The organism is Streptomyces sp. NPDC001194 (assembly GCF_042896985.1).
GTDB lineage: Bacteria > Actinomycetota > Actinomycetes > Streptomycetales > Streptomycetaceae > Streptomyces.
Map to the genome: position 1 here is coordinate 104,343 of NZ_JBIAXU010000022.1, position 26,468 is coordinate 130,810.

Here is a 26,468-nt window from a genome sequence, read left to right on the forward strand (position 1 = left end):
CGACTCCTTTCGGGCAGCCGCTCTACGCGGCGGTGTGGGTGACGCGTTCGGTTTCGGTGCGGGCCGTCAGGGCTTGCGGGGCGAGGCGGTCCAGATTGCGGCACAGGACCACCGAGGCGCCCGCCGCCAGGGCGGCGAACAGACCGGCCGAGAGGCCCTCCCAGGTGTCGTAGCCCAGGCCGGAGAGGAGGCGGGAGCCGGCGGTGAGGCCGCGCTCCGCCGCGTCCGCGCGGGCGCGCTCGACGAGCTGCGCGTGCGTGAACTCCTCACCGTCGACGATCAGCGCCGGACCGTCGGCCTCCACCGGGACGAAGGGGGCGAAGCGGTCGCCCTGGCCCGGCACCTCCACCGCGTAGTCCGCGAAGCCGGCGGGCGGCTGCGGGAAACGGCCGCCCAGCGGCCGCAGTGCGAGCGCCACGCGCTCGCCGTCGCACGCCAGGGCCTCCTCCAGCGTGTCCGGCCCGCTGACGACGAGATCGGCGTCGTCCGGGCGGCCGCCCACCGAGGCCACGACCCCGACCGAGTCGCAGGCGAGCAGCCACACGGCGCTCTGCCAGTGCGCGGGGAGCAGCAGCGCGAGCCGGTCGCCGGGCTCGGCACCGAGGTCGCCCTGGAGCAGATTGGCGGTCTTCGCCACCCAATTGGCGAAGGTGGCGACGGACAATTCGACCCGTTCGCCCGTGGCGTCGTCGTAGAACGTGATGAGCGGGCGGCCCGGATCGGCGGCGAGCGCGGATCGCAGCAGGTCGGCAGGGGTGCGGTCGGTGGCGTTCACCCGGCCCAGCCTACGCGGGCCCCTCGCCCGTACGGCGGGCACCGGCTCCTCCGTACGGGCGAGGGACGCGCCGACCGGATCGGACGGACCGTCAGTTCTCCGATGGCGCGCGGTGGTGACTGTGCCCAGCATCGCTTCCATGCGTGGATTCCTTGCTTCCTCGATCGGTGTCGCGACGGCCGCCGCCCTGGCCCTGCCGCTCGCCCTCTCCGCTCCGGCCCTGGCCGCGCCCTCGCTGGGCGCGGCCGCCGCCCCCGTGACCCCCGCCGGGTCGACCCAGTCGCTGCCGCTCGCCCCCCTGGGGCCCGCGGCCGACCGCTCGCCCGGCCTCCCCGGCATGAGCACCTCACCGCGGCTGCCCGAGACCCGGGGGCTGCCCCCGCGCGAGGTCAAGAGGTTCTCGCTGGTCGGCGTCGTCTGGGACGACGCGAGCAGCCGGCTGTTCGGCCGGGTCCAGGTCCGCACCCGCGCGGTGACGACCAAAAACTGGTCCGACTGGCAGGACATCGAGACCCACAACAGCGAACACGCCCCCGACCTCGGCACCCGGGAGAGCGACTCCGGCCGGGTCCGCGGCAGCACCGCCCCGCTCTGGGTCGGCGACTCCGACGGCATCGAGGTCCGCGTCCAGGCGGAACCCGGAGCCCCGGCCACCCGCGCGGGGGCCCGGCTCCCGTCGGGCATGCGGATCGAGCTCGTCGATCCGGGCGCGACCGACCCGGTGACGGTGGTCGACGCCAAGAACGGCAAGCCGGGCACCGCCGACGAGCCCGCGGGCGACGACAAGGGCGACGTCGTGGCCCTGCCGGGCATGACCATGGAGACGGCCGAGTCCTCCTCCGTCAACGTCCCGCTGGCCGCACTCGGCGCGAAGGAGATCACCGCACTCGACAAGGCGGACTCCACCGCCGACGCCGTCATGGCCGGAGACGGCACCCTCAGCGCGGCGGCCCGCCCGTACATCGGCCCGCGGCCGCGGATCGTGACGCGGCTGGGCTGGGGCGCGGACGAGTCCCTGCGCGAGTCGGGCTTCGTCTACACGGGCACGGTCAAGGCGGCCTTCGTCCACCACAGCGCCTCCGGCAACAACTACGCCTGCAAGGACGCCCCGGCGGTGCTGCGCAGCCTGTACCGCTACCACGTCGTCAGCAGCGGCTGGCGCGACCTCGGCTACAACTTCGCCGTCGACAAGTGCGGCACGGTGTACGAGGGCAGGGCGGGCGGAGTCGCCAAGGCGGTGCTCGGCGCGCACACCATGGGGTTCAACACGGACAGCATGGGCGTCGCCGTGCTCGGCACGTACTCGAAGACCGCGCCGCCGGCGGCCGCCGTCAAGGCGGTGGCGCAGCTCACGGCTTGGAAGCTCGGGCTGTTCAACCGGGACCCGAGGGCGAAGACGACCCTGAAGTCGGGCGGCGGCAACCTCTTCAAGAAGGGCACGAACGTCAAGCTCAACGTGATCTCGGGCCACCGCGACGGCTTCGCCACGGAATGCCCGGGCAAGCTCCTGTACGCGCAGCTCCCGCCCACCCGCACCTCCTCGGCCAAGCTCCAGGGCCGCCCCTAGGCGGCGTCGGCGGGGCTACGCTCGAGGCATGGCCGGCCGCTTCGACCCCCTCACCCGCGCCGCCGTCCGCGGCGGCCGCACCACCGTGCCCGCGCCCACCGGGGCCGGGGCGGGCGCCGCCGCCACCGCGGGCGTCCGGTCCCGGGAGTGGGCGCCCGGCCGGGGGGTCGATCTCGGGCTCACGCTCGGGCCGCTGCGGCGCGGACCCGGCGACCCCACCTTCCGCACCACCCCCGACGGCTCCGTCTGGAAGACCAGCCGGACGCCCGAGGGCCCCGCCACCCTCCGCGTCGCCCTCGCCCCGCGCACCGGCACCGCCCACGCCGAAGCCTGGGGCCCCGGCGCCGAGTGGATGCTCGACGCCCTCCCGGCCCTGCTCGGCGACGGCGACGACCCCGCGGCCTTCGTCCCCCGCCACCGCCTCGTGCACGCCAGCCACCGCCGCCGCCCGGGGCTGCGCCTCACCCGTACCGGACTGGTCCTGGAGTCCCTGATCCCGACCGTCCTGGAGCAGAAGGTCACCAGTGACGAGGCGTACCGGGCCTGGCGACGGCTGGTGTGCGGGTACGGGGAGCCGGCGCCCGGCCCCCGGGGCGGCCTCCCGCAGGGCCTGTACGTCGTACCCGACGCCCGGACCTGGGCACTGATCCCGTCCTGGGACTGGCACAAGGCCGGCGTCGACGCCAAGCGCTCCGCCGCGATCATCCGCTGCGCCCGCGTGGCGAACCGTCTCGAGGAGGCCGCCGCGATGGAGCTCCCGCAGGCGGCCGCCCGGCTGGAGGCGGTCCCCGGCATTGGCCCGTGGACCTCCGCCGAGACCCTCCAGCGCAGCAACGGCGCAGCCGACGCCGTCACCACCGGCGATCTGCACCTGCCCGGCATCATCGGCTTCGCCCTCGCCGGGAACCGGGACGCCGACGACGCCGAGATGCTGGAGCTGCTCGCCCCGTACGCCGGCCAGCGCCACCGCGCGGCCCGCCTCGTCCTCCTGGCGGGCCGCGTACCGCCCCGACGCACCCCGAAGATGCCCAAGACGGACATCGGAAGGCTCTAGGGGGCCTCAGCGGACCTCGACGAACGCCTCCGCCGAGCGCGCGGGCCGCTCCGGCGGAGCCGACGCGGCGTGGCCCACCGCCACCGCCCCCATCGGATCCCAGCCCTCGGGGAGCCCGAGCACCTTGCGCACCACGTCCCGGCAGAACATCGTCGAGGAAACCCACGCCGAGCCCAGCCGCTCCCCGGCCAGCGCGACCAGGAAGTTCTGCACGCCCGCGCCCATCGCGACCACGAACATCTCCCGCTCCGCCGCATCGCGCCGGGCGTGCCCGTAGTCGTGCGCCCCGTCCGTCACCATGCACGGCACCACCAGGTACGGGGCATTGCGCAGCACGTCGCCGCGCCGGACCCGCTTGGCGACGGACTCCTCGGACTTGCCGTCGCGCCGCAGGTCCTCGATCCAGGCGTCGCGCATCGCGTCCAGCAGCTCCAGCCGGGCCTGCGCCGACTCCAGCAGGACGAACCGCCACGGCGTCGTGTGGTGCGGGGCCGGGGCCGTCACGGCCGCCGCCACCGCGCGGCGGACCGCGCCCGGGTCCACCGGCTCGTCCGTGAAGGCCCGTACGGTACGCCGCTGCGTCACGGCTTCCCGTACCGCCTCCGAGGTGCCCAGCCGGAACATGTCGTCGGCCGGTGCGCGCACCAGGTCGGCCGCCGCCGAACCCTCGCCGAGCACGTGGCCCAGGCCCCGTACGACGGCCACGGGCAGCCCGCTCGCCTTCCCCTTGACCAGGTCCCCGGCCGCCGCCAGTTCGTCCGCCGTGGCCACTATCGTCGCGCTCAGCGGATTGCCCCGGTCGTCCGTGCCGCCGCGCAGGTCGTCCAGGACCCGCACCCCGGCCGCGCCGATCGCCACGTCCGTGAGCCCGGAGCGCCAGGGCCGCCCGAAGGTGTCGGTCACGATGACGCCGACGTCGACGCCGAGCAGCCCGCGCAGACCGGCGCGGATCGCGGCGGCCGAGGCGTCGGGGTCCTCGGGCAGCAGGAGCACGGTGCCCGGCTCGGTGTTCGAGGCGTCGACGCCGGCCGCCGCCATGACGAGCCCCTGCCGGTTCTCGACGATCCGCAGCGCGCCCCGGCGGGCGACGACCCGCACGGTCTCGGCGTCTATGGCGTCCTCGCGGGACTCGGCGCGGACGATCCGGCCCTCCGCCTTGGAGACGATCTTCGAGGTGACCAGCAGGACGTCCCCGTCCCGCAGTCCGGGCCCGGCCGCCGCGATCAGGGCGGCGAGGTCGTCGCCGGGGAGGACCTCCGGGATCCCGGCGACGGCGCGCACCTCGTACGAGGGCACGGAGGGCGGGGAGGGCACGGACGGCGGCACGCTCACCGGGCGGCCTCCGCCAGCGCCAGCGCGGCCCGGGCCATCTCGGCGGTGGCGGCCAGGTCGGTCATCATCAGCGGCACCGCGCGGCAGGCGATCCCGGCGGCCTCCACCTCGGCGACCGCGTCCGCGTCGGAGGTGTCCACGAGCCAGCCGTCGAGCAGTTCGGCGCCGTAGTGCCGGGCGACGGCCGCCGCGGTGGATTCGACGCCGACGGCGGCGAGCACCTTGTCGGCCATCCCGCGCACGGGCGCGCCCCCGACGATGGGGGAGAGGCCGACGACGGGCGCACCGGCGGCGGCCACGGCCTCGCGGATGCCGGGCACGGCGAGGATGGTGCCGACCGAGACGACCGGGTTGGACGGCGGGAAGACGATCAGGTCGGCGGCCGCGATGGCCTCGAGCACGCCGGGCGCGGGCTTGGCCTGTTCGGCGCCGACGGGTACGACGGCCTCCGCGTCGAGCGAGGCGCGCAGCCGGACCCAGTACTCCTGGAAGTGGACGACGCGGCGCTCGCCGGTCTCGGGGTCGGTGATCGCGACGTGCGTCTCGACGCGGTCGTCGGACATGGGCAGCAGCCGGACGCCGGGCTGCCAGCGGTCGCAGAGCGCCTCGGTGACGGCGCTGAGCGGGTAGCCCGCGCCGAGCATCTGCGTGCGGACGATGTGGGTGGCGAAGTCGCGGTCGCCGAGGCCGAACCAGTCCGGTCCGACCCCGTACGCCGCGAGCTCCTCCTTGACGGTGAAGGACTCGTCGGTGCGGCCCCAGCCCTGGTCCTCGTTGATGCCACCGCCGAGGGTGTACATCACCGTGTCCAGATCGGGGCACACCTTCAGCCCGAACAGGTGAATGTCGTCACCGGTGTTCCCGATGACCGTGATGTCCGCGTCGGGGACGGCGGCCTGGAGGCCGCGCAGGAAACGGGCGCCGCCGATGCCGCCGGCCAGAACAACAATGCGCATGCGGACAGTCTGTCAGTCGGCCGCGGGCCGTCGTTGAGGGGTGGCGTCCGGGCGGGGTGCGGGTCTGCCGGGCGTGTGGGACCGCCGGGGCGGTCAGGCGGAGACGGCCCCGGACACGGCCGGGGAGCAGCCGTGCATCGGCATCGCGGTCAGACCCGGGAAGTAGACGTGCAGGCTGACGGCTCCTTCGAGGGCGTCGTTGACGACCTCGTGGGCGTAGCCGGGGGCGAAGACGCGCTGGGCGCCGGCGCGGAGGGTGAGCGGTCCGCGGGGGCCGTGCTCGGTGAGCTCGCCTTCGAGGACGGTCAGGACGCCGGAGGAGGCGCCGTGGTCGTGGCGGCCGCTGCCCTGGCCGGGGACCCAGCTGAGCAGCCAGACCTCGTAGCCGGGGCCGGTGCGCAGCCGGTGGTACCAGCGGGTGGTGGCGTCGTACTCGACGAGGTGTTCCCACTCGGCGCGGTTCGCGGCGATGGAGCGGGCCAGGCCGACGAACTCGGCGACGGTGGCCGGGTGTTCGCCGGCGGGCTGCAGGAGGTGCTGGACGGAGAGGATGTCGCCGGCGATCTGGAGGTCGCTCTCGACGGCCACGGGGGCGGCGGCGGGGGCGGTGGGGGTGGCGGCGGTGCTGTTCATCGTGGGGGTGTCCTCGACGGATGTCAGTCGTGCTGGCGGTCGCTGTGGGGGTGGCCGGAGCTCAGGGGAGCCGAAGCTCCGAAGGCATCAACAGCTGCAACAGCGACAGCGAACCTGGACAGCGCTCAGGAACCCACGAATGGGGGTCCGGGCGGCGGTCGAGGTCACTGACATGGAGACAAGGAGACCGGGTCGAAGGCCCGACTGTCAACCCAATGCCTCGTATGGCCGCAAAAGTTTCATCTGATCCGGTTGCCGCGCTGGAAGAAAGGTTTGTGCAAACCGATGGAGGGGAGGTGGCGCTCACATCGCGCCGATGCCGCACAGGCCCCGCCCAAACCCGACGCGCCGCCCCGTGATCTAAATGTGATCTGCGCCGCTTCTTTGGCTTGATCGCAACCGCACCCCGGAGTGGCACGTCGATTGCGGGTGAACACGCGCCCTGTGGGGCACCGGATGCATGTGTCACGATTTTTGGCGATATGAACACTTTCTGCATACGCTTGGTTCCGCAGAGTGAATAAGGGGCCCAATAGCAGATCTCGGCTTGACTGCCCGGGAGCGGCCCACTTGTAATTTCACTCGTGTCGTTACGTAGCGATGAGTAACGGCATCACCACGGGGACGCACAGACAGAGCGAGGGGCGCACATGACCGAGCTGTTTCAGGAACTGCTGGTCGAGGAGGCGGACGAAGAGCTCGGATGGCAGGAGCGCGCTCTGTGCGCCCAGACCGACCCCGAGTCCTTCTTTCCCGAGAAGGGCGGCTCCACCCGCGAGGCCAAGAAGGTCTGCCTCGCCTGCGAAGTCCGCTCCGAATGCCTCGAGTACGCACTCGCCAACGACGAGCGATTCGGCATCTGGGGCGGCCTCTCCGAGCGCGAGCGCCGACGGCTGAAAAAGGCGGCTGTCTGAGCACGCAGCGCAACACCGCGCGACGCACGGCAACGCGCGGCACGGCACGGCGGTACGCGGAACATCGCGCGGCGCACCGTGCGCGACACCGCACGCAACACTGCACGGAACAGAGCAACGAGCAGAGCAAACGGTCCGCCTCCTGCACCTTCCCCGCAGGAGGCGGACCGCTGTGTTTCCAGCCGTTAGTGTGGGGCGCTGTCCAGCAGCCTCCGGGAGCACACCACCCCCGGATCCACTCCCCGGACCGCGTCCGGGGGGACCCCCAGGCCGGAGGGCCAGTAGAGCGATGTCCCTGCACAGCCAGTCGACGGCCTCCCACCAGGCTGCCGCCACACCCGAGTTCCCCCGGCACGTCGTCACCGCGGTCCTCGTCGCCCACGACGGCGCCCGCTGGCTGCCCAAAACGCTCGCCGGCCTCCTCGGCCAGGAACGCCCCGCGCAGAGCCACGTCGCCGCCGACACCGGCAGCGCCGACGACTCCGCGCGCCTGCTCGGCGAGGCCCTCGGAGAGGACCGCGTCCTCCACCTCGCCCGCCGCACCGGCTTCGGCACCGCCGTCGACGAAGCCGTCCGCAACGCCGGCACCCTGACCCCCGAGGACCTCCCGTACCTCAAGCGCCCCAGCGGCTGGGACCCCGTCGGGCGCACCTGGCGCGACGACGCCTACGACCTCCCCGAACTCCCCCACGGCGAACCCGTCCAGTGGCTCTGGCTGCTCCACGACGACAGCGCCCCCGAGCCCGACGCCCTCACCGAACTGCTCCGCGTAGCCGACGAGAACCCCGACGCCGCCGTCATCGGCCCCAAACTGCGCGGCTGGTACGACAAGAAGCAGCTCCTCGAAGCCGGCGTCACCATCGCCCGCAGCGGCCGCCGCTGGACCGGACTCGACCGCCGCGAACAGGACCAGGGCCAGCACGACCAGATCCGCCCCGTCCTCTCCGTCTCCACCGCCGGCATGCTCGTACGCCGCGACGTGTACGAGGCCCTCGGCGGCTTCGACCGCCGCCTGCCGCTCATGCGCGACGACGTGGACCTCTGCTGGCGCGCCCAGAGCGCCGGCCACACCGTCCTCGTCGCCCCCGACGCCGTCCTGCGCCACGCCGAGGCCGCCGCCCGCGAGCGCCGCACCGTCGACTGCGCCGGACGTACGAGCTCCAGCCCGCACCGCGTGGACAAGGCCGGCGCCGTCTACACGGTCCTCGCCAACAGCTCCGGCCGCGCCCTGCCGTACGTCCTGCTCCGCCTGCTCGTCGGCACCGTGCTGCGCACCCTCGCCTACCTCGTCGGCAAGGCCCCCGGCCAGGCCGTCGACGAGATCACCGGCCTCCTCGCCACCCTGCTGCGCCCCGGCCGGATCCTCGGCGCCCGCCGCAGACGCGGCCGCCCCGCCGTCCCCGCCAAGGAACTGCGCCCCCTGTTCCCGCCCCCGGGCGCGAGCTTGCGGGCCAACGCCGAACAGCTCGCCGGCTACATCGGCGCCGACCGCGAAACCGACACGGCCGCCGTCGGCCGACACGGCGGAGCCGTCGAATCCGGCCCCGGCGGCGACGACGCCGACTACCTCGAGATCGAACAGTTCGCGCGCCTCAAGCGGATCGCCCGCAACCCCGCGCCCGTCCTCTTCGCCCTCCTCCTGCTCGTGTCCGTCATCGCCTGCCGCGCCCTGCTCGGCGGCGGCTCCCTCATGGGCGGCGCCCTGCTGCCCGCCCCCGACAGCGGACTCGCCCTCTGGCGCGCCTACACCGACGACTGGCAGCCCGTCGCCGTCGGCTCCACCGCCGGAGCGCCCCCCTACCTCGCGGTCCTCGGCGCCCTCGCCACCGTGCTGTTCGGCTCCACCAGCGCCGCACTGACCCTGCTGCTCGTCTGCTCGGTCCCGCTCTCCGGGCTCACCGCGTACTTCGCCTCACGGCCGCTCGTCGAATCCCGGCTGCTGCGCGCCTGGGCCGCCGTCGCCTACGCCTTCCTGCCCGCCGTCACCGGCGCCCTCGCCGGCGGCCGCCTCGGCACCGCCGTCCTCGCGATCGTGCTCCCGCTCATCGCCCGCTCGGCCGTCGCCGCCTTCGGCTTCGGCGGAGCCGAAAGCGAACGGTCCGGCTGGCGCCCGGTGTGGACGTACACCCTCCTGCTGACACTGGCCACCGCCTTCACCCCGGTCGTCTGGCCGCTCGCCGCCGCCCTCGGCACCGCCGCGCTGGTCCTGCGCCGCGCCGAGTGGAAGGCGTACGGCCTGCGGCTGCTCGCCACGCTCGCCGTCCCGCTCCTCGTGCTCGCCCCCTGGTCGCTGAGCCTGCTCACGCACCCCGGCCGGCTGCTGCACGAGGCCGGCCTGCCCTACGGATCGGGCTCGGCCACCGCCCTGGACCTGCTCGGCATCAGCCCCGGCGGCCCCCGGACCGCCGGCGGACTGCTGCTCATCGGCGTCGTCCTCGCCGCCCTGGCCGCCCTGCTGCGCTCCGATCGGCAGTTCGCCGTCCGCACCGCCTGGGCCGCCGCCCTCGCCGCGCTGCTGCTGGCCGTCGTGGTCAACCGCACCGGCTGGGCCGGGCCCGCCACCCTCGTCTACGGACTCGCCCTCCTCGCCGCCGCCGTGGTCGGCGCCGACGGGGCCAAGGAGCGGGTCGCCGCCAGCAGCTTCGGCTGGCGCCAGCCGCTCGCCGCGCTGATCGCGCTCGGCGCGGCCGCAGGCCCGCTGCTCGGCGCGGCCGGCTGGATGATCAGCGGCGCCGACGGCCCGCTGGAGCGGCGCGACCCGGTCCAGGTCCCCGCGTTCGTCGCGGAGGAGAGCGGCACCCGCGACCAGGCCCGCACCCTCGTCCTCGGCGGCACCTCGCCCGCCACCGTCTCCTACACCCTGGTCCGCGGCTCCGGCGGCCGCCTCGGCGACGCCGAACTCGCCGCCGCGGCCGGCAGCAGCCCCCAGCTCGACAAGGTCGTCTCCAGCCTCGTCGCCGGCTCCGGCGCCGACCAGAGCGACCAGCTCAGCGGGTTCGCGATCCGCTACATCCTGGTCCGCGACGGTGCCCCGCAGCAGACGCGCAAGGTCCTCGACGCCACCCCGGGCCTCAGCCGCCTGAGCCAGCTCGACGGCAGCGCGCTGTGGCGGGTCGACCGCCAGGTCGCCCGCGCCACCATCGTCTCCGGCAAGCCGGGCGAAGCCCCCATCCCCGTCGCCTCCGGCCCCGTCGAGGTCCACACCAAGATCCCGGCAAGCGAGGCGGGCGGCGCCGGCCGGGTGCTGCGCATCGCCGACCGGGCGGCCCCCGGCTGGGAGGCCACCCTCGACGGCAAGCCCCTCAAGCCGAAGACGCTCGACGGCTGGGCCCAGGGCTTCGAACTGCCCGCCGCGGGCGGCCGCCTCGACCTCGTCCACGAGGACGCGCTGACCCGGACCGCCTGGCACTGGGCCCAGGGCCTGCTCGCGCTCGTCCTGCTCGTGATGGCCCTGCCGGGCCGCCGGGCCAGCCTCGACGACGACCTGCCGGAGGAGGAGGCGGAGACCGCCGAGCGCTCCGCCGCGGGCGAGGCCGGAGAGGGCCGCAGGGCCCGCCGGCTGCGCGCGGAGGCCCAGTCCGCGCAGACCGCGACGGCCCCCGCCGAGGAGCCCGCGGGCGCGGTGGCCGACCCGTACGCGCAGATCCCGGCGCAGCCGGTGTACGGGGAGGACGCGTACACGTACCAGGCGTACGGGGACCAGGGCTACGCGTACGAGCAGCAGCCCCAGCAGCCCCAGCAGCCGTACGTGCCGGCGCCCGCGCAGGCCCCCGAGTACGAGCAGTACCCCTACCCGCAGCAGGGCTACGAGGCCCAGCCGGCGTACCCGCAGCAGCCGCCCCAGCAGCCGCCGTACCCCTACCCGCCGTACGAGCAGCCGTACGACGGCTACGGCAGCCACGAGCCGCGTCCCGACGGGAGCCCCCAGCAGTGAAGCAGCGCGCACCCCTGACGCTGGCGGCGGTGGCCGCGGCCCTCGCGGCCGTCACCGGCGTCGGGTACCTCACCGCCCCCGCCGCCCCGGCCGCCGAGGCCAAGACGGCCGCCGCGGCCCGGATGCCCGTGGAGCGGTCCGCGCTGGTGTGCCCGGCGCCCAGCTCCTCGGACATCGCGGAGACCACGTACACGGCGATCACCCCCGGCGCCGCCGGGGGCGGCAAGGGCGCGGCCCGCCTCCTCGGCGCGACCAAGGAGGCCAAGCCGGTGCTGGAGCTCAAGGAGCGCGGCAAACCGGCCGGAGCCACCGCCTCCGGAGCGGAGGCGCCCGCGCTGACGGGCGTCGCCGACGGGATCCTGGCCCCAGGCTGGACCGCGCAGCAGACCACGAAGGTCGCGGTCGGCCGGGCGCGCGGGGTCCTCGGCGTCGGCTGCACCACGCCCGGCACCGACTTCTGGTTCCCCGGCGCGAGCACGGCCAAGGGACGCGAGGACTACGTGCACCTCACCAACCCGGACGACACCGCGGCCGTGATCGACATCAAGATGTTCGGCCCGGACGGGGCGGTGAAGTCCGACGGCGGCACCGGCGAGAACATCCGGATCGACCCCAAGTCCACCAAGGCCGTCTCACTGGCCTCGCTGGCCCCCGGAACGCAGCTCCCGGACGTCACCGCCCATGTGACGACCCGTGCGGGCCGGGTCGGCGCCTCCGTGCAGGTCGGCGAGGAGGGGGTGGGCTCGGACTGGCTGCCGGCCTCCGCCGACCCGGCGGGCTCGCTGGTCCTGCCCGGTATCCCCGCGGACGCCGCCTCCGTACGGCTGGTGGCCTTCGCGCCGGGCGAGGAGGACGCGGACCTCACCCTCAAGCTGGCCGGGCCGAACGGCTCGATCAGCCCGGCCGGCAACGAACAGCTGCACGTCAAGGGCGGGATGACCGCGAGCGTCGACCTCAAGGACGTGACCCGCGGCGAGGCGGGCTCGCTGGTGCTGGCCCCGGCGGACGGCAAGAAGGCCGTACCGGTGGTGGCCGCCGTACGCGTGGTCCGCGGCAGCGGGGCCAAGCAGGAGCTGGGCTTCGTCCCGGCGACCGCCGCGGTGGGCACCCGGGCCACGGTCGCCGACAACCGGGCCGACGAGAACGCGACGGTGCTCTCGCTGACGGCGGCGGGCGGCACGGACGCGAAGGTCAAGGTGACGGCGTCGGCGGGCACGGAGGCCGGGGAGCCGGCCTCGAAGGAGGTCACGGTCAAGGCGGGCACGACGCAGGCGGTGACGCTGGCCCCGGCGGGCGCCAAGGGCGCGTACGCGCTGACGGTCGAGACGGTCTCCGGCGGGCCCGTGTACGCGGCACGGACGCTGACCCTGCCGCACGAGGGGATCCCGATGTTCACGATCCAGCCGCTGTCGGACGATCACGCGATGGTCTCGGTCCCCAAGGCCGCCCAGGACCTCACGGTCCTGACCGACTAGGGACGTCCGCGAAGCAGCGCCGTACGGGCGGCCGGGACGGTCCGGCCGCCCGTACGCGAGCCCCGGCCGCCCGTCAGTCCTGCCCGTACCGCGGGTCCACCGTCTCCGGGGACAGCCCCAGCAGCTCGGCCACCTGCTCCACCACGATCTCGTGCACCAGCAGAGCCCGCTCGTCCCGGCTCTTCGTCCGGATCTCCACCGGCCGCCGGAACACCACGACCCGCGCCGGCCGCCCCGCTCCGTCCGGCTCCGCCAGCGCCCCGAGCGGCACCGCCTCGTCGTTCCAGCCGGTGTCGGGCCCGCCCGGCGGCCCCGGCACGTCGGCGACCACGAACTCCACCTCGGCCAGCTGCGGGAACCGCCGCTCCAGCCGCTCGACCGAGTCCCGTACGAGGTCCCCGAACAGCTCCGCCCGGCTCGCCGACAACGGCACCTGCGGCGGGGCCAGCGGCCCCCGCATCCCCCGCCCGTGCCGGTCGCGGCGGCGCGGCCGCGGCTCGGCGGGAGGCTCGGCGGGGCGGGGCGGGCCGGGGGGCAGGGGGCTGTCGGTCACCCCCGCAGCGTAGCCCTCGCGGCCCCTCCCACCCGGGCGTTTCCGGACCCGCCGCGCCCCTCCGCGGGCACGACACGGGGGAGTGGGCCGGGGGAGAGTCGTCGCGGCCCGGTCAAGAGTGCGGTACCGTCCAACGTCGTGAGCCTTGTACGTCGCTGTTCGCGCACCGCGTGCGGCCGCCCTGCCGTCGCGACACTGACGTACGTCTACGCCGATTCGACCGCAGTCCTCGGCCCGCTCGCCACCTACGCGGAACCCCACTGTTACGACCTGTGCGCCGAGCACTCCGAGCGCCTGACAGCCCCGCGGGGCTGGGACGTCGTGCGCCTGACCGACGGCTCCGCGCCCTCGCGCCCCAGCGGCGACGACCTCGAAGCGCTCGCCAACGCCGTCCGTGAAGCGGCCCGTCCGCACGACCGCACGGCGCAGGCCGGCGGATCCGGTCCGGCCAACGGCGGCAACGGCACCGGGGAGACGCGCCGCGGACACCTGCGCGTCCTGCGTTCGCCCGACTCCTGACATCACATGGTCTGAAAAGCCGTTCTCCGTGCAGGTAGGTTTGCTCCACCGCACAGCACTTCAGGAGGGCAGGCAGTGGCCGCAGATCTTTCGAACATCGTCAAGGCGTACGACGTACGCGGTGTCGTACCCGACGAGTGGGACGAGTCGCTGGCCGAGCTGTTCGGGGCCGCCTTCGTCGAGGTCACCGGTGCCACCGCGATCGTCGTCGGCCACGACATGCGGCCCTCCTCCCCCGCCCTGTCCGGGGCCTTCGCGCGCGGCGCGGCCGCCCGCGGCGTGGACGTCACCCTGATCGGGCTCTGCTCCACCGACCAGCTGTACTACGCCTCCGGCACGCTGGACCTGCCCGGCGCGATGTTCACGGCCTCGCACAACCCGGCCCGCTACAACGGCATCAAGCTCTGCCGGGCCGGCGCCGCCCCCGTCGGACAGGACTCCGGCCTCTCCACCATCCGCGAGCTCGTCGAGCAGTGGTCCGAGCAGGGCGCCCCGGCCGTCGCCGAAGGCACCGCCCCCGGCACGATCACCGAGCGGGACACCCTCGCCGGCTACGCCGAGCACCTCAAGGGCCTGGTCGACCTCGGCGCCATCCGCCCGCTCAAGGTCGTCGTCGACGCGGGCAACGGCATGGGCGGGCACACCGTCCCGACCGTGTTCGAGGGCCTGCCGCTGGAGCTCGTCCCGATGTACTTCGAGCTCGACGGCACCTTCCCGAACCACGAGGCCAACCCCCTCGACCCGAAGAACATCGTGGACCTCCAGGCCCGCGTGCGGGCCGAGGGCGCCGACCTCGGCCTCGCCTTCGACGGCGACGCCGACCGCTGCTTCGTCGTCGACGAGCGGGGCGAGGGCGTCTCCCCGTCCGCCGTCACCGCCCTGGTCGCGGCCCGCGAACTGGCCCGCAACGGCGGCACCGGCACGGTGATCCACAACCTGATCACCTCCTGGTCGGTCCCCGAGGTCGTCCGCGAGCACGGCGGCACCCCCGTCCGCACCCGCGTCGGCCACTCCTTCATCAAGGAGCAGATGGCCACGTCCGGCGCCATCTTCGGCGGCGAGCACTCGGCGCACTACTACTTCAAGGACTTCTGGAACGCGGACACCGGCATGCTCGCCGCGCTCCACGTCCTCGCGGCCCTCGGCGGCCAGGAGGGACCGCTCTCCGAGCTGGTCTCCTCGTACGACCGCTACGCGGGCTCCGGCGAGATCAACTCCACCGTCGCCGACCAGGCCGGCCGGCTCGCCGCCGTCAAGGCCGCGTACGGCTCCGCCGAGGGGATCACCCTCGACGAGCTCGACGGCCTGACCGCCACCTCCGCCGACTGGTGGTTCAACCTGCGCGCCTCCAACACCGAGCCGCTGCTGCGCCTCAACGTCGAGGCCCGCGACCCCGAGACCCTCGCCAAGGTCCGCGACGAGGTCCTCGCCCTCGTCCGGGCATAAAGCCCGTGTCACCGCCGGGCCGCGCCAGGTGCGGCCCGGCGGTACGCTGACCTCGCCCAATCCGCATGTTCGAAGGGAACCGCCCCATGCCGCTCGAAGCCGGCCTTCTGGAGATCCTCGCCTGCCCCGCCTGCCACTCGCCCCTCGAGGACAAGTCGGCGGACGAAGCGGCTCCCGAGCTGATCTGCACCGGCCAGGACTGCGGCCTCGCCTACCCGGTCCGCGACGGCATCCCGGTCCTCCTCGTCGACGAGGCCCGCCGCCCCGCCTGAGGCCGCGACCCCGGGCCGCAGGCCCCGGGACGCACAGGCATCAAGGGGCGCCCGTCGCAGCGCCGGGCGCCCGAGCAACCGAGTCGCCCGCCCTTTTGAATCAGCCGGAGGCCGCAATGCTCGACGAGTCGCTCCTCGACGCACCGGACGAGCTCGCCCGCGCCGACCGCCGCGGACTGCTCCGCGGCGCCGCCGAGGCCGGAGCCAGAGTCCGCACCGCGGCCCGGCACGCGACCGACGCCGGCCTCGCCGACCTGCGCCCCGACGGCCGGCCCCGAGCCGTCCTCATCGCCGGGTCCGGCACCGCCGCCACCGGCGTCGCCGACCTGCTCGGCGCCCTCGCCGGCGCCTCCGCACCGGTCACCCGCCTGCACCCCACCGGCGTCGCCCACGCCGCCGGCGCCCTGCGCTGGTCGCTGCCCGGCTGGGCCGGCTCCGTCGACCTGCTGCTCCTCGCCACCACCGACGGCAGCGAGCCCGGGCTCGGTCTCCTCGTCGAGCAGGCCTACCGGCGCGGCTGCACCGTCGTCGCCGTCGCGCCCGAGCGGTCGCCGCTGAGCGAGGCCGTGGACGGCGCCCACGGGCTCCTCGTGCCGATGGCGAAGGCCCCGTACCAGGAGTACGACGAGTCCGCCGCGGCCGGACCCGGCGCCCTGTGGGCCCTGCTGACCCCGCTGCTCGTACTCCTCGACAAGGTCGGGCTGATCACCGCCGCCCCCGAGACCCTCCAGGGCGTCGCCGACCGCCTCGACCGCACCGCCGAGCGCTGCGGGCCGGCCATCGCCACGTACTCCAACCCGGCCAAGACCCTCGCCGCCGAGCTCGCCGACTCCCTCCCGCTCATCTGGAGCGAGGGCGCGGGCGCCGGACCGGCCGGCCGCCGCTTCGCCGCCACCCTCGCCGAGCTCGCCGGCCGGCCCGCACTGGCCGCCGACCTGCCCGAGGCGCTGCCCGCCCACGGGGTCCTGCTCGCCGGCTCCTTCGCCGCCGGCGCCGACCCCGAAGGCTTCTTCCGTGACCGGGTGGAGGAGCCCCAGGCCCTCCGTGCCCGCATCGTCCTGCTGCGCGACCGGCCCGCGGGCGGCCTCACCGCCGCCCCGGCCGCGCGCGAGCTCGCCCTCAGCCACGACACGGCCATCAGCGAGCTCGAACCGGAGGAGGGCAGCGAACTGGAACAGCTCGCCGAACTCCTCGCCGTCACGGACTTCGCCACCGCCTACCTGGCGCTGGCGACCAGGGGACACGGCTGAGCACACCACCGTGCCGGCCCTTCATCCAGGAAGACGGACGAAGATGGACCGCCTGACGAATACGATCCGCCCCTACGCCTGGGGATCGACCACCGCGATCCCCGGGCTCCTCGGAGTCGAACCCACCGGGGAGCCCCAGGCCGAGATGTGGATGGGCGCCCACCCCGGCGCCCCCTCCCGTCTCGACCGCGGCGCCGGCGTGACCACGCTCGCGGACGTCATCGCCGCCGACCCCGAGCGCGAGCTCGGCGCGGCCGCCGTCACCAAGTTCGGCCCCCGGCTGCCCTTCCTCCTCAAACTCCTCGCGGCCGGCGCCCCGCTCTCCCTCCAGGTCCACCCCGACCTGGAGCAGGCCGAGGCGGGCTACGCCGACGAGGAGCACCGCCGGATCCCGGCCGACGCGCCCCACCGCAACTACAAGGACCCCAACCACAAGCCCGAGATGATCTGCGCGCTCACCCCCTTCGACGGCCTGTGCGGCTTCCGCCCGCCGCTGGACGCCGCCGAACTCCTCGAAGGCCTCGGGGTGGACTCGCTCAAGCCGTACGCCGACCTGCTGCGGGCCCACCCGCAGGAGGCGGCCCTGCGCGAGATGCTCACCGCCGTACTGACCGCGGACCGTGCCGAGATGGCCCGTACGGTCGCCGAGGCGGGTGCCGCGATCGAGCGCCTCGCGGGCCCGTACGCCCCGTACGCCTCGCTCGTCCACCACTACCCGGGCGACCCGGGCGTGATCGCGGCCATGCTGCTCAACCACGTGCGACTCCAGCCCGGCGAGGCGATGTTCCTCGGCGCCGGAGTGCCGCACGCCTACCTCGACGGCCTCGGCGTGGAGCTGCTGGCCAACTCCGACAACGTGCTGCGCGCCGGGCTCACCCCCAAACACGTGGACGTGCCCGAACTCCTGAAGATCGTGCGCTTCGAGCCCGGCGACCCGGCCGTACAGCGTCCCGAGGGCAACGGCGAGGAGGTCTACGAGAGTCCCGTCGACGAATTCAGGCTCTCCCGCTTCGCCCTGGCCCCCGGCGCCGCCCCCCACCTCCTCCCGGACGCCGCCCCGCAGATCCTGCTCTGCACGGCCGGCCGCCCGAAGGCCGGGGAACTGACCCTGTCCCCCGGGGAGTCGGTCTTCGTACCTGCCGGCGAAAAGGTCGAACTGTCCGGTATCGGCACCGTTTTCCGGGCCACCGTGTCGGTGTGAACATGGCGTCCGCCGCTACGACTGCAACAATGTGCCGCCGTAGCGCGGCGCCCCGGGCAGGGGCGCCGTACCGAGGAAGGGACTCCGAAAACCCATGAGCGCGTCGGGCGGTACCAGGGCGATCGTGGCGGCACTCGCCGCCAACCTCGCCATCGCTGTAGCCAAGTTCGTGGCCTTCGTCTTCAGCGGCTCGTCGTCGATGCTCGCGGAAAGCGTCCACTCGCTGGCCGACTCCGGGAACCAGGGGCTGCTGCTGCTGGGCGGGAAGAAGGCCCAGCGGGAGGCGACGCCGCAACACCCCTTCGGGTACGGGCGCGAACGCTACATCTACGCCTTCCTCGTATCCATCGTGCTCTTCACCGTCGGTGGCATGTTCGCCATCTACGAGGGCGTCGAGAAGGTCCAGCACCCGCATCCCATCGAGGACTGGTACTGGCCGATCGGCGTGCTCCTGTTCGCGATCATCGCCGAGGGCTTCTCCTTCAAGACGGCGATCAAGGAGTCGAACGAGATCCGCGGCGCCCTCTCCTGGAGCCAGTTCATCCGGCGCGCCAAGGCCCCCGAGCTGCCCGTGGTCCTGCTGGAGGACTTCGGCGCGCTCGTCGGCCTGGTCCTCGCCCTCGGCGGCGTCGGCCTCGCGCTCGCGACCGGCGACGGCGTCTGGGACGGCATCGGCACCCTGTGCATCGGCACCCTGCTGATCCTCATCGCGATCGTGCTGGCCGCCGAGACCAAGTCCCTGCTGCTCGGCGAGGCCGCCGGCACGGAGGACGTCGAGAAGATCAAGGCCGCGCTCGTCGACGGGGACGTCGTCACCCGCGTCATCCACATGCGCACCCTGCACCTCGGCCCCGAGGAGCTCCTGGTCGCCGCGAAGATCGCCGTCGAGGGCGACGACACGGCGACCCAGGTGGCGGACGCGATCAACGCCGCCGAGGCCCGGATCCGAGAGGCGGTCCCGATCGCCCGCGTGATCTACCTGGAGCCCGACATCTACAAGGCGGAAGCCGCCGCGCAGGGCTGACGCGGTTCCCGCACCACGCACGAAGGCCGCCCCCGCCGCGCGGGAATGCCCCCGCACCACGCACGAAGGCCCCCGCCGAGCGCAGACCGCGCGCGGCGGGGGCCTTCTCCGTCACGGGGCCTTCCCCGTGACGGTCGCGCCGGCTACCGGATCTCGCCGAGCAGGTCCAGGACCGCCGGGACGTCCGGGGCCGACTGCAGCCGGTCCCGGAAGTCCGCGTCCATGAGCCGGCGCGACAGCAGCGCGAGGATGCGCAGGTGCTCGTCGCCGGCGGCGGCCTCCGGCACCGAGATCATGAAGACCAGCCGGGCCCTCGTCCCGTCCGGCGAGCCCCACTCGATGCCCGTGTCGGAGCGGGCGAAGCCCACCGTCGGCCGGGACACCGCGTCCGTCTTGGCGTGCGGGATCGCGATGGACTCGCCGAGGCCCGTCGTGCCCCGGGCCTCGCGGGCCAGGGCGACCCGTACGAGCTCGTCCACGTCCCGTACGTTGCCGGTCGCGGCCAGCATCGCGGCCATCTCGCGGATGGCCGCCTCCTTGGAGTCCGAGGCCAGCTCGGTCTTCACGGTCTGCGCGGTCAGGTATCCGCAGAGCACCTCGGGCGCACCGGCCGCACCCGCACCCGCATCCGCATCCGCACCCGCATCCGCACCCGCACCCGAACCGGCGGCCGCGGCGACCCCCGCGAGCGCGGGCTCGGGCTCGGGGTCGGGGACGCGGACGGTCACGGGCACCACGGCGGCGACCCGGCCCCGGCGCGCCTTGAGGCCGATGAGCGCGTTGGTGGCCAGGGCGGTCACCACGGTGCCGGCCGCGATGGCGATCAGGAACCCGGCCCAGCCGCTGACGGCGCCCAGCGCGGCCACGACCGGACCGCCGTGCGGCACGTGGTCGCCCACGCCCGCCACACCGGCGATCGCACCGGCCACCGCACCACCGAGCATGTTCGCCGGGATGACGATCGCCGGCCGCGCCGCCGCGAACGGGATCGCGCCCTCCGAGATGCCGAACATCCCCATGAAGAGCGCCGCCATGCCCGTCTCGCGCTCCTGGTCGGAGTACAGCCTGCGGCGCAGCAGCGTCGCCAGGCCCTGGCCCAGCGGCATGACCGGGATGGCCGCCGCGCACATGCCCATGACCGCGTGGTTCCCGGACGCGATGAGTCCCGTACCGAAGAGGAACGCCGTCTTGTTGACCGGACCGCCCATGTCGAAGGCGATCATGAGGCCGAGGATCGCGCCGAGCAGGATCGTGCTGGTGCCGGTCATGCCGGACAGCCAGCTCGTCAGGTTCTCGAACACCCAGGAGATCGGCTTGCCGATGACGTAGACGAAGAACAGGCCCAGCGCCGTCGTCGCGACGATCGGGATCACGATGATCGGCATGATCGGCTGCACGGCCTTGGGGACCTCGGCCTTCTTGATCCACAGGACCAGGTAGCCGGCCAGGAAGCCGGTCACGATGGCGCCGATGAAGCCCGCGCCCGCCTTCGAGTCGTACAACGCCCCGGTGTTCGCGATGAAGCCGCCGATCATGCCGGGCACGAGGGCCGGCCGGTCGCCGATGGCGTACGCGATGTAGCCGGACAGGATCGGGATCATCAGCTGGAAACCGATGCCGCCGATGGCGTTCACATGGGCCCAGAAGGTGCCCTCGGGGATGACGTAGCCCTCGGGCGTCGCGTGCCCGCCGAGGGCCAGCGAGATGGCGATCAGCAGACCGCCGACCACCACGAACGGGATCATGTACGAGACGCCGTTCATCAGCGCCTTGTACGCGAGGCTGCGCTCCTTGCCGCCACCGCCACCACCGCCGCCGCCCGGGGCCGCCGCGCTCCCGGTCTGCACCGGCGCGCTCCGCACGCGCTCGATCAGCTCCTCCGGCCGGTGGACGCCGTCGGCGACTCCGGTGGACAGCACCCGCTTTCCGGCGAACCGCGCGCGGTCGACCTCCTTGTCGGCGGCGATGATGATGCCGTCCGCCTCTCTGACATCGTTGTCAGTGAGCACGTTCTCGGCCCCGATGGAGCCCTGCGTCTCCACCTTCATGTCGATGCCGAGGCGGGCGGCGGCCTGCTGGAGCTTCTCCGCGGCCATGTACGTGTGCGCGATCCCGGTGGGGCACGCGGTCACGGCGAGCAGCTTCGGGCGCTCGCCGCCGTTCGCGCTCCCGCCACCGGGAGAGTCGGCCGGAGTGGTCACTGCAATCTCCTTCACGCGCGTACGAACGATCCTCCGGAAAATCGTCCACCACGCAAGGGCCCGATCAAAAGTCCAAAAGGCCTGAATGCGCCCCGCCGGACGGCCCCTTCGGAGGGCGACTTCTTCCCCGGCCCACTGGGGCGCGCTCGGCCGATCGGTGTAGATTCGTCATCAGTGTCAGGCGTCGCTGCTGATGGCGGTCGGGCGGTCTCCGCGACCGGCCGAGGGGAGAGAGGACCCCCGACGGACTGAGTGCCCGGTGCACCGCCCGCACAGGCGATGCGCGGCTCAGCCGTACCCACCCTCTCGACCCATGAGGAGAGCAGCACCCATGGACTTCAAGGTCGCCGACCTTTCCCTCGCCGCCTTCGGCCGCAAGGAGATCACCCTCGCCGAGCACGAGATGCCCGGCCTGATGTCGATCCGCCGCGAGTACGCCGCGGCCCAGCCGCTGGCCGGCGCCCGCATCACCGGCTCGCTGCACATGACCGTGCAGACCGCCGTCCTGATCGAGACCCTCGTCGCCCTCGGCGCCGACGTCCGCTGGGCCTCCTGCAACATCTTCTCCACCCAGGACCACGCGGCCGCCGCCATCGCGGTCGGCCCGAACGGCACCCCGGAGAACCCGCAGGGCGTACCCGTCTTCGCCTGGAAGGGCGAGACGCTGGAGGAGTACTGGTGGTGCACGGAGCAGGCGCTGACCTGGCCGAACACCCCCACCGGCGGCCCGAACATGATCCTCGACGACGGTGGTGACGCCACCCTGCTCGTCCACAAGGGCGTCGAGTTCGAGAAGGCCGGCTCCGCCCCGGACCCGTCCACGGCGGACTCCGAGGAGTACGGCCACATCCTCACCCTGCTGAACCGCACCCTCGGCGAGACCCCGCAGAAGTGGACGCAGCTCGCGTCCGAGATCCGCGGCGTCACCGAGGAGACCACCACCGGCGTCCACCGCCTGTACGAGATGATGGCCGAGGGCACCCTGCTCTTCCCGGCGATCAACGTGAACGACGCGGTCACCAAGTCGAAGTTCGACAACAAGTACGGCTGCCGCCACTCCCTCATCGACGGCATCAACCGCGCCACCGACGTCCTCATCGGCGGCAAGGTCGCCGTCGTCTTCGGCTACGGCGACGTCGGCAAGGGCTGCGCCGAGTCGCTCCGCGGCCAGGGCGCCCGCGTCATCGTCACCGAGATCGACCCGATCTGCGCGCTCCAGGCGGCCATGGACGGCTTCCAGGTCGCGACGCTGGACGACGTCGTCGAGACCGCCGACATCTTCATCACCACCACGGGCAACAAGGACATCATCATGGCCGCCGACATGGCCAAGATGAAGCACCAGGCGATCGTGGGCAACATCGGCCACTTCGACAACGAGATCGACATGGCCGGCCTGGCCAAGGTCGAGGGCATCGTCAAGGACGAGGTCAAGCCGCAGGTCCACACCTGGAAGTTCCCCGACGGCAAGGTCCTGATCGTCCTCTCCGAGGGCCGTCTGCTGAACCTGGGCAACGCGACCGGCCACCCGTCGTTCGTGATGTCGAACTCCTTCGCGGACCAGACGCTGGCCCAGATCGAGCTCTTCACCAAGCCCTCGGAGTACCCGACCGACGTCTACGTGTTGCCCAAGCACCTCGACGAGAAGGTCGCCCGCCTCCACCTTGACGCCCTCGGCGTCAAGCTCACGACGCTCCGCCAGGAGCAGGCCGACTACATCGGCGTCAAGGTCGAGGGCCCGTACAAGCCGGACCACTACCGCTACTGATCCCGCACCGGTCCCCGCGGATCCGCAGCACCGAGCAGGCCCCCGGCACGTACGTCGCCGGGGGCCTGCCCCATGAGCACGACCCGCACGACCGGTACGACCCGCACGACCGGTACGACCCGCACGACCCGGCACCACGCACGCAAGGACGGCACCCCATGCCCCGCGGCCGCTACTCGCTCCACGATCCGCACGACCACACGCCCCTCGGCGAGGAGCACTTCCACTGCGCGCCCGGCCCCTCCGGCTGGCGCTACGTCTCCCAGCTCACCGGCCCGGACGGCGGCCACCGCGGCTCGGTCGACCTCGCGATCGACGAACTCGGCCGCCCCATCCGCCTCGAAGCCAACGCTTCGAGCTGGCAGGTCCGCGGCGCCGCCATCGACGGGGTGACCTGGGTGCGCTCCGACCCCGCCGGGACCGAGGCCACCGAGGGCAACGTCCCCGCCGCGGGCTTCACCGGCACCTCGCCGGCCTTCCTCGTCGCGACGGCCCGCCTGCTGCGGCTGACCCCCGGCGCCCCCGCGACCCGGGTCCGGCTCGTCGCGCTCACCGACCCGGTGCTGGCGCCCCGTACGGTCGACCAGGCCTGGGCGCTGCGGGACCGGGCCGGGCACGCGACGGACAGCGGACCGCTCGTGGTGGACGAGTACCAGGTCACCGCCCTGGACACGGGCGAGGTCCACACGGTCCACATCGCGGGGGACGTGGTCCTCGCGGCCCCGGGCATCGAGCTGGAGCACCTGGAGACCCCGCCCTCGGCCTTCCCCGAGGACTGAGGCCTCGAGCGGCTCCCCGGCCCCGGATCAGCGCCGCTCGTCGGGGTGGCTCCACTCGACGGCGCAGATCGCCGAGGGTGCGGCTTCCTTCGCGTACCAGGCGACGGACTTCTCGAAGTCCGGGCACCACAGGTGGGCGCGGCTGACGGAGACCGGGAAGTCGGTCCCGCCGGTGACGACGTGCACGCCGTCCTCCTCCCGGACGCCGATCGTGACCTGGCGGCCGATGCTCTCGTCCCGCATCAGTTCCCGGAGTTCCTCGGCGACGGCTCGCGCCCGGGCCTCGTCCTCGATGCCCGTGACGCGGAAGGTGAATGCGACGTTGGCTGACATGCCGCGCAGGTTAGGCGATCACGCCGGGGGTGCGAACCCCGTCGCGGGCCGCGGCGGCTCGGGAGTCGCGGGCAGCTCGCCCGGGACCGCGACCGGGACCGCGACCGGGACCGGCGTGGCCGCGGGCCGTGCGGCCTGCGGTGCGTACGCCCCTGGGCTCGGGTGCCCCCACGCGGCGGGCATGACGGGCGGCGCGTACGCAACGGGCGCGGCGGGCGGAGCGTACGCGGGCGCGCCCTGGCCGAAGGCGCGGGCCGCATCCCGGGACTGCCGCTCGTGCACCACCGCCATCAGGAACGCGGGAGCCGGGACCCCCACCGGCGGCGGAGTCCCCGTACGCGCGACCAGATCATCGGCGAGCCGCACCGCCATCGCGGCGCCGACCTGCGGGTCCAGCTGGTTCATCCGCGTCAGGTACTGCCGTATCGCCAGCCACAGCCCGTCCGGTACGGCCGACAGGTCCAGCCCCGAGAACCGCCCGGCCAGCCACGGCGGCGGAGGCGGCACCGGCATCACCCGCGCCCCCGGCACCCGCTCCCGTACGACCAGTGCCCCGGCGAACACGTCACCCAGCCGCCGGCCCCGCGCGGAGACCAGCGAGGCGATGCAGGCGATGGCACCGAAGGTGGCCAGCAGTTCCACGACCCCCATCGCGCCGCGCACCAGCGCGTGCCGGAACCGGATCGGCCCCCCGTCGTCGCGTACGACGCGCAGCCCGCAGGCGAGCTTGCCGAGCGATCGCCCGTGGGACAGCGTCTCCACCGCGATCGGTATGCCGACCAGCACCAGGAGGAAGCTCGCCACCGACACCGCGGCCTGCGCGGCCGGATCCAGCGAGGCGGTCGCCAGGGTCAGCCCGATCGAGATGAGCAGGTACCCGGTGAGGTAGACGAGCAGGTCGAGAAGGATCGCCAGCGCCCGGCTCGGCAGCCTCGCCGGCCGCAACCCCAGGACGACCGCGTCCCCCGTCACCAGATCGCTCACCCTGCACACCTTTCCCGTGACCGGACCCGCCCCTTGGTTCATCCAGTCTGCCAAGCTGACCACGGTAGAAGTAAGCAGAAGCAGGCAGGTCCTGGGGCAGGGGAGCGGTAACCGGATGGATCTCGACGTCTTCGTGACGGCCCACCGGGCGGAATGGGACCGCCTGGAACAGCTCCTCGGCCGCGGCCGCCGGCTGACGGGAGCCGAGGCGGACGAACTCGTCGCGCTCTACCAGCGGGCCTCCACCCACCTCTCGCTGATCCAGTCCAGCACCCCGGACCCGATGCTCACGGGCCGCCTGACGCAGCTCGTCGCCCGCGCCCGCGCCACGGTGACGGGTGCCCGCAAGGCCGGCTGGCGCGACGCCGCCCGCTTCTTCACCGAGGGCTTCCCGGCCGCCGTCTACCGCAGCCGCCGCTGGTGGATACCGACGGCCCTGATCTCCACGGCGGTCGGCGTCCTGCTCGGATGGTGGATAGCCACGCATCCCGAGGTCCAGGGCGCCATCGGGGCCCCGGACGACCTCAAGGCGCTCACGAAGCCGGGCGGCGGGTACGAGACGTACTACTCCAGCAACCCGGCGGGATCCTTCGCCGCCCAGGTCTGGACGAACAACGCCCAGGCGGCCGCGGTCTGCCTGGTCCTGGGCGCGTTCCTGGGCATACCGGTGCTCTGGATCCTCTTCGTGAACATGCTCAACCTCGGCACGGGCATCGGCCTGATGGCCTCGGCCGGCCGCCTCGACGTCTTCCTCGGGCTGATCCTGCCGCACGGCCTGCTCGAACTGACCGCGGTCTTCGTGGCCGCGGGCACGGGCCTGCGCCTCGGCTGGACGGTCGTCGACCCGGGCCCGCGCACCCGGCGGGCTGCCCTCGCGGAGCAGGGCCGCGCCGCGCTGGGCATGGCGATCGGCCTGGCGGTGGTGCTGTTCGCATCGGGCCTGATCGAGGGCTTCGTGACCCCGTCCGGCCTCCCGACCTGGGCCCGCATCTCGATCGGCGTCGCCGCCGAGGCCCTGTTCCTGACGTACGTCTACGTCCTCGGCGGCCGGGCCGCGCGCGCCGGCGAGGCGGGCGACGTGGAAGCCGCGGACCAGACGGCCACCCTGCCCACGGCGGCCTGATGTGCGTCGGACCCCGTTCAGCTGCTAGTCTCCTCGTCGTCCCGCAGCGACTGTTGACACCGTCGCGGTGGGGAGGTAGATTCGAACGGTTGCCTCGAACTGGACAAGTTCGGCAGCGATGGTTTAAAGTCTCTCTCGCCCCCAACAGGAATTGAATTCCCGTGGGGCACAATCGACTCCTCATTCAGGAATCCGAAGCCGGGAAATCCGGTGGAAAACTTCTGATAGAGTCGGACTCGCCGGAAAGGGAAAACGCGAAAGCGAAGACCCCGGAAAGCAGGCGGAACTGACTCTGATAGAGTCGGAAACGCAAGAACGAAGAACGAAAGCCCGGAGGAAAGCCCGAGAGGGTGAGTACAAAGGAAGCGTCCGTTC

At 73.5% G+C, this 26,468-nt stretch carries 23 protein-coding genes; 14 read left to right on the top strand and 9 right to left on the bottom strand.

Going from position 1 to position 26,468, the window contains the following annotated elements:
- Positions 1–22: 22 nt before the first annotated feature.
- Positions 23–775, bottom strand: a complete 753-nt coding sequence (locus ACFY1T_RS31400) for a TIGR03089 family protein (RefSeq protein ID WP_390791194.1) — start codon at positions 773–775, stop codon at positions 23–25.
- Positions 776–914: 139 nt separating this feature from the next.
- On the opposite strand from ACFY1T_RS31400, the gene ACFY1T_RS31405 reads away from it, so the two are divergent.
- Entirely contained in the window at positions 915–2,342 is a 1,428-nt protein-coding gene (locus ACFY1T_RS31405; protein WP_390791167.1) for a peptidoglycan recognition protein, read from the top strand.
- Positions 2,343–2,370: 28 nt separating this feature from the next.
- Complete coding sequence (locus ACFY1T_RS31410; RefSeq protein ID WP_390791168.1) at positions 2,371–3,396, top strand: DNA-3-methyladenine glycosylase family protein; 1,026 nt, start codon at positions 2,371–2,373, stop codon at positions 3,394–3,396.
- A 6-nt stretch (positions 3,397–3,402) separates the two neighbouring features.
- Here ACFY1T_RS31410 and ACFY1T_RS31415 read toward each other — a convergent pair whose 3' ends face one another.
- From ACFY1T_RS31415 to ACFY1T_RS31425, 3 genes are all read right to left on the bottom strand, one after another.
- A complete protein-coding gene (locus tag ACFY1T_RS31415; RefSeq protein WP_390791195.1) occupies positions 3,403–4,722 on the bottom strand; it encodes a coenzyme F420-0:L-glutamate ligase in 1,320 nt (439 codons plus the stop codon).
- A gap of 2 nt (positions 4,723–4,724) precedes the next feature.
- Positions 4,725–5,684: a 2-phospho-L-lactate transferase gene (cofD, locus tag ACFY1T_RS31420; RefSeq protein WP_390791169.1), complete on the bottom strand. Its 960-nt coding sequence runs from the start codon at positions 5,682–5,684 to the stop codon at positions 4,725–4,727.
- 93 nt (positions 5,685–5,777) lie between these two features.
- Positions 5,778–6,272 carry a cysteine dioxygenase family protein gene (locus tag ACFY1T_RS31425; protein WP_030866024.1) on the bottom strand — a complete coding sequence of 165 codons (495 nt, stop codon included), beginning with the start codon at positions 6,270–6,272 and terminating at the stop codon, positions 5,778–5,780.
- A 695-nt stretch (positions 6,273–6,967) separates the two neighbouring features.
- Here ACFY1T_RS31425 and ACFY1T_RS31430 point away from each other — a divergent pair.
- The 3 genes from ACFY1T_RS31430 (at position 6,968) to ACFY1T_RS31440 (ending at position 12,640) form a co-directional block, all read left to right on the top strand.
- Positions 6,968–7,231 (top strand): WhiB family transcriptional regulator, encoded by a 264-nt coding sequence (locus ACFY1T_RS31430; RefSeq protein WP_003983763.1) that lies wholly within the window; start codon positions 6,968–6,970, stop codon positions 7,229–7,231.
- 289 nt (positions 7,232–7,520) lie between these two features.
- On the top strand, positions 7,521–11,165 hold the full coding sequence (locus tag ACFY1T_RS31435; protein WP_390791170.1) for a glycosyltransferase family 2 protein: 3,645 nt from the start codon (positions 7,521–7,523) through the stop codon (positions 11,163–11,165).
- Entirely contained in the window at positions 11,162–12,640 is a 1,479-nt protein-coding gene (locus tag ACFY1T_RS31440; RefSeq protein ID WP_390791171.1) for a DUF5719 family protein, read from the top strand. Before ACFY1T_RS31435 ends, ACFY1T_RS31440 begins: the two co-directional genes overlap by 4 nt.
- 73 nt (positions 12,641–12,713) lie before the next feature.
- Here ACFY1T_RS31440 and ACFY1T_RS31445 read toward each other — a convergent pair whose 3' ends face one another.
- Positions 12,714–13,193 carry a metallopeptidase family protein gene (locus ACFY1T_RS31445; protein WP_051805611.1) on the bottom strand — a complete coding sequence of 160 codons (480 nt, stop codon included), beginning with the start codon at positions 13,191–13,193 and terminating at the stop codon, positions 12,714–12,716.
- Between the two features lie 138 nt (positions 13,194–13,331).
- Between ACFY1T_RS31445 and ACFY1T_RS31450 the strand changes: the two genes are divergently transcribed.
- From ACFY1T_RS31450 to ACFY1T_RS31475, 6 genes are all read left to right on the top strand, one after another.
- Complete coding sequence (locus ACFY1T_RS31450) at positions 13,332–13,712, top strand: DUF3499 domain-containing protein (RefSeq protein ID WP_390791172.1); 381 nt, start codon at positions 13,332–13,334, stop codon at positions 13,710–13,712.
- Positions 13,713–13,787: 75 nt separating this feature from the next.
- The gene (locus ACFY1T_RS31455; RefSeq protein ID WP_390791173.1) at positions 13,788–15,158 is read left to right on the top strand and encodes a phosphomannomutase/phosphoglucomutase; all 1,371 of its coding nucleotides are present in this window, start codon (positions 13,788–13,790) and stop codon (positions 15,156–15,158) included.
- Between the two features lie 86 nt (positions 15,159–15,244).
- The gene (locus ACFY1T_RS31460; protein WP_030156407.1) at positions 15,245–15,430 is read left to right on the top strand and encodes a Trm112 family protein; all 186 of its coding nucleotides are present in this window, start codon (positions 15,245–15,247) and stop codon (positions 15,428–15,430) included.
- Positions 15,431–15,546: 116 nt separating this feature from the next.
- Positions 15,547–16,680 (top strand): SIS domain-containing protein, encoded by a 1,134-nt coding sequence (locus tag ACFY1T_RS31465; RefSeq protein ID WP_390791174.1) that lies wholly within the window; start codon positions 15,547–15,549, stop codon positions 16,678–16,680.
- 43 nt (positions 16,681–16,723) lie between these two features.
- Positions 16,724–17,881: a mannose-6-phosphate isomerase, class I gene (gene manA / locus ACFY1T_RS31470; RefSeq protein WP_390791175.1), complete on the top strand. Its 1,158-nt coding sequence runs from the start codon at positions 16,724–16,726 to the stop codon at positions 17,879–17,881.
- A 94-nt stretch (positions 17,882–17,975) separates the two neighbouring features.
- The gene (locus ACFY1T_RS31475; RefSeq protein WP_390791176.1) at positions 17,976–18,905 is read left to right on the top strand and encodes a cation diffusion facilitator family transporter; all 930 of its coding nucleotides are present in this window, start codon (positions 17,976–17,978) and stop codon (positions 18,903–18,905) included.
- Positions 18,906–19,048: 143 nt separating this feature from the next.
- On the opposite strand, the gene ACFY1T_RS31480 is transcribed toward ACFY1T_RS31475, so the two are convergent.
- Positions 19,049–21,106, bottom strand: coding sequence for a fructose-specific PTS transporter subunit EIIC (locus ACFY1T_RS31480; protein WP_390791177.1), 2,058 nt, complete (start codon positions 21,104–21,106; stop codon positions 19,049–19,051).
- 313 nt (positions 21,107–21,419) lie between these two features.
- On the opposite strand from ACFY1T_RS31480, the gene ahcY reads away from it, so the two are divergent.
- Together ahcY and ACFY1T_RS31490 are read left to right on the top strand one after the other, a co-directional pair.
- Complete coding sequence (ahcY, locus tag ACFY1T_RS31485) at positions 21,420–22,874, top strand: adenosylhomocysteinase (protein ID WP_390791178.1); 1,455 nt, start codon at positions 21,420–21,422, stop codon at positions 22,872–22,874.
- 158 nt (positions 22,875–23,032) lie between these two features.
- Positions 23,033–23,653 (top strand): hypothetical protein, encoded by a 621-nt coding sequence (locus tag ACFY1T_RS31490; protein WP_390791179.1) that lies wholly within the window; start codon positions 23,033–23,035, stop codon positions 23,651–23,653.
- A 27-nt stretch (positions 23,654–23,680) separates the two neighbouring features.
- Here ACFY1T_RS31490 and ACFY1T_RS31495 read toward each other — a convergent pair whose 3' ends face one another.
- Together ACFY1T_RS31495 and ACFY1T_RS31500 are read right to left on the bottom strand one after the other, a co-directional pair.
- Positions 23,681–23,986, bottom strand: a complete 306-nt coding sequence (locus ACFY1T_RS31495) for a hypothetical protein (RefSeq protein ID WP_390791180.1) — start codon at positions 23,984–23,986, stop codon at positions 23,681–23,683.
- An 18-nt stretch (positions 23,987–24,004) separates the two neighbouring features.
- On the bottom strand, positions 24,005–24,970 hold the full coding sequence (locus ACFY1T_RS31500; RefSeq protein ID WP_390791181.1) for an RDD family protein: 966 nt from the start codon (positions 24,968–24,970) through the stop codon (positions 24,005–24,007).
- Between the two features lie 115 nt (positions 24,971–25,085).
- Here ACFY1T_RS31500 and ACFY1T_RS31505 point away from each other — a divergent pair, with 115 nt between their 5' ends.
- Positions 25,086–26,093, top strand: coding sequence for a stage II sporulation protein M (locus tag ACFY1T_RS31505; protein WP_390791182.1), 1,008 nt, complete (start codon positions 25,086–25,088; stop codon positions 26,091–26,093).
- A gap of 184 nt (positions 26,094–26,277) precedes the next feature.
- Here the strand turns inward: ACFY1T_RS31505 and ACFY1T_RS31510 are convergent.
- Positions 26,278–26,468, bottom strand: a 191-nt coding sequence (locus ACFY1T_RS31510) for a hypothetical protein (RefSeq protein WP_390791183.1), incomplete at its 5' end; no start/stop codon positions are given.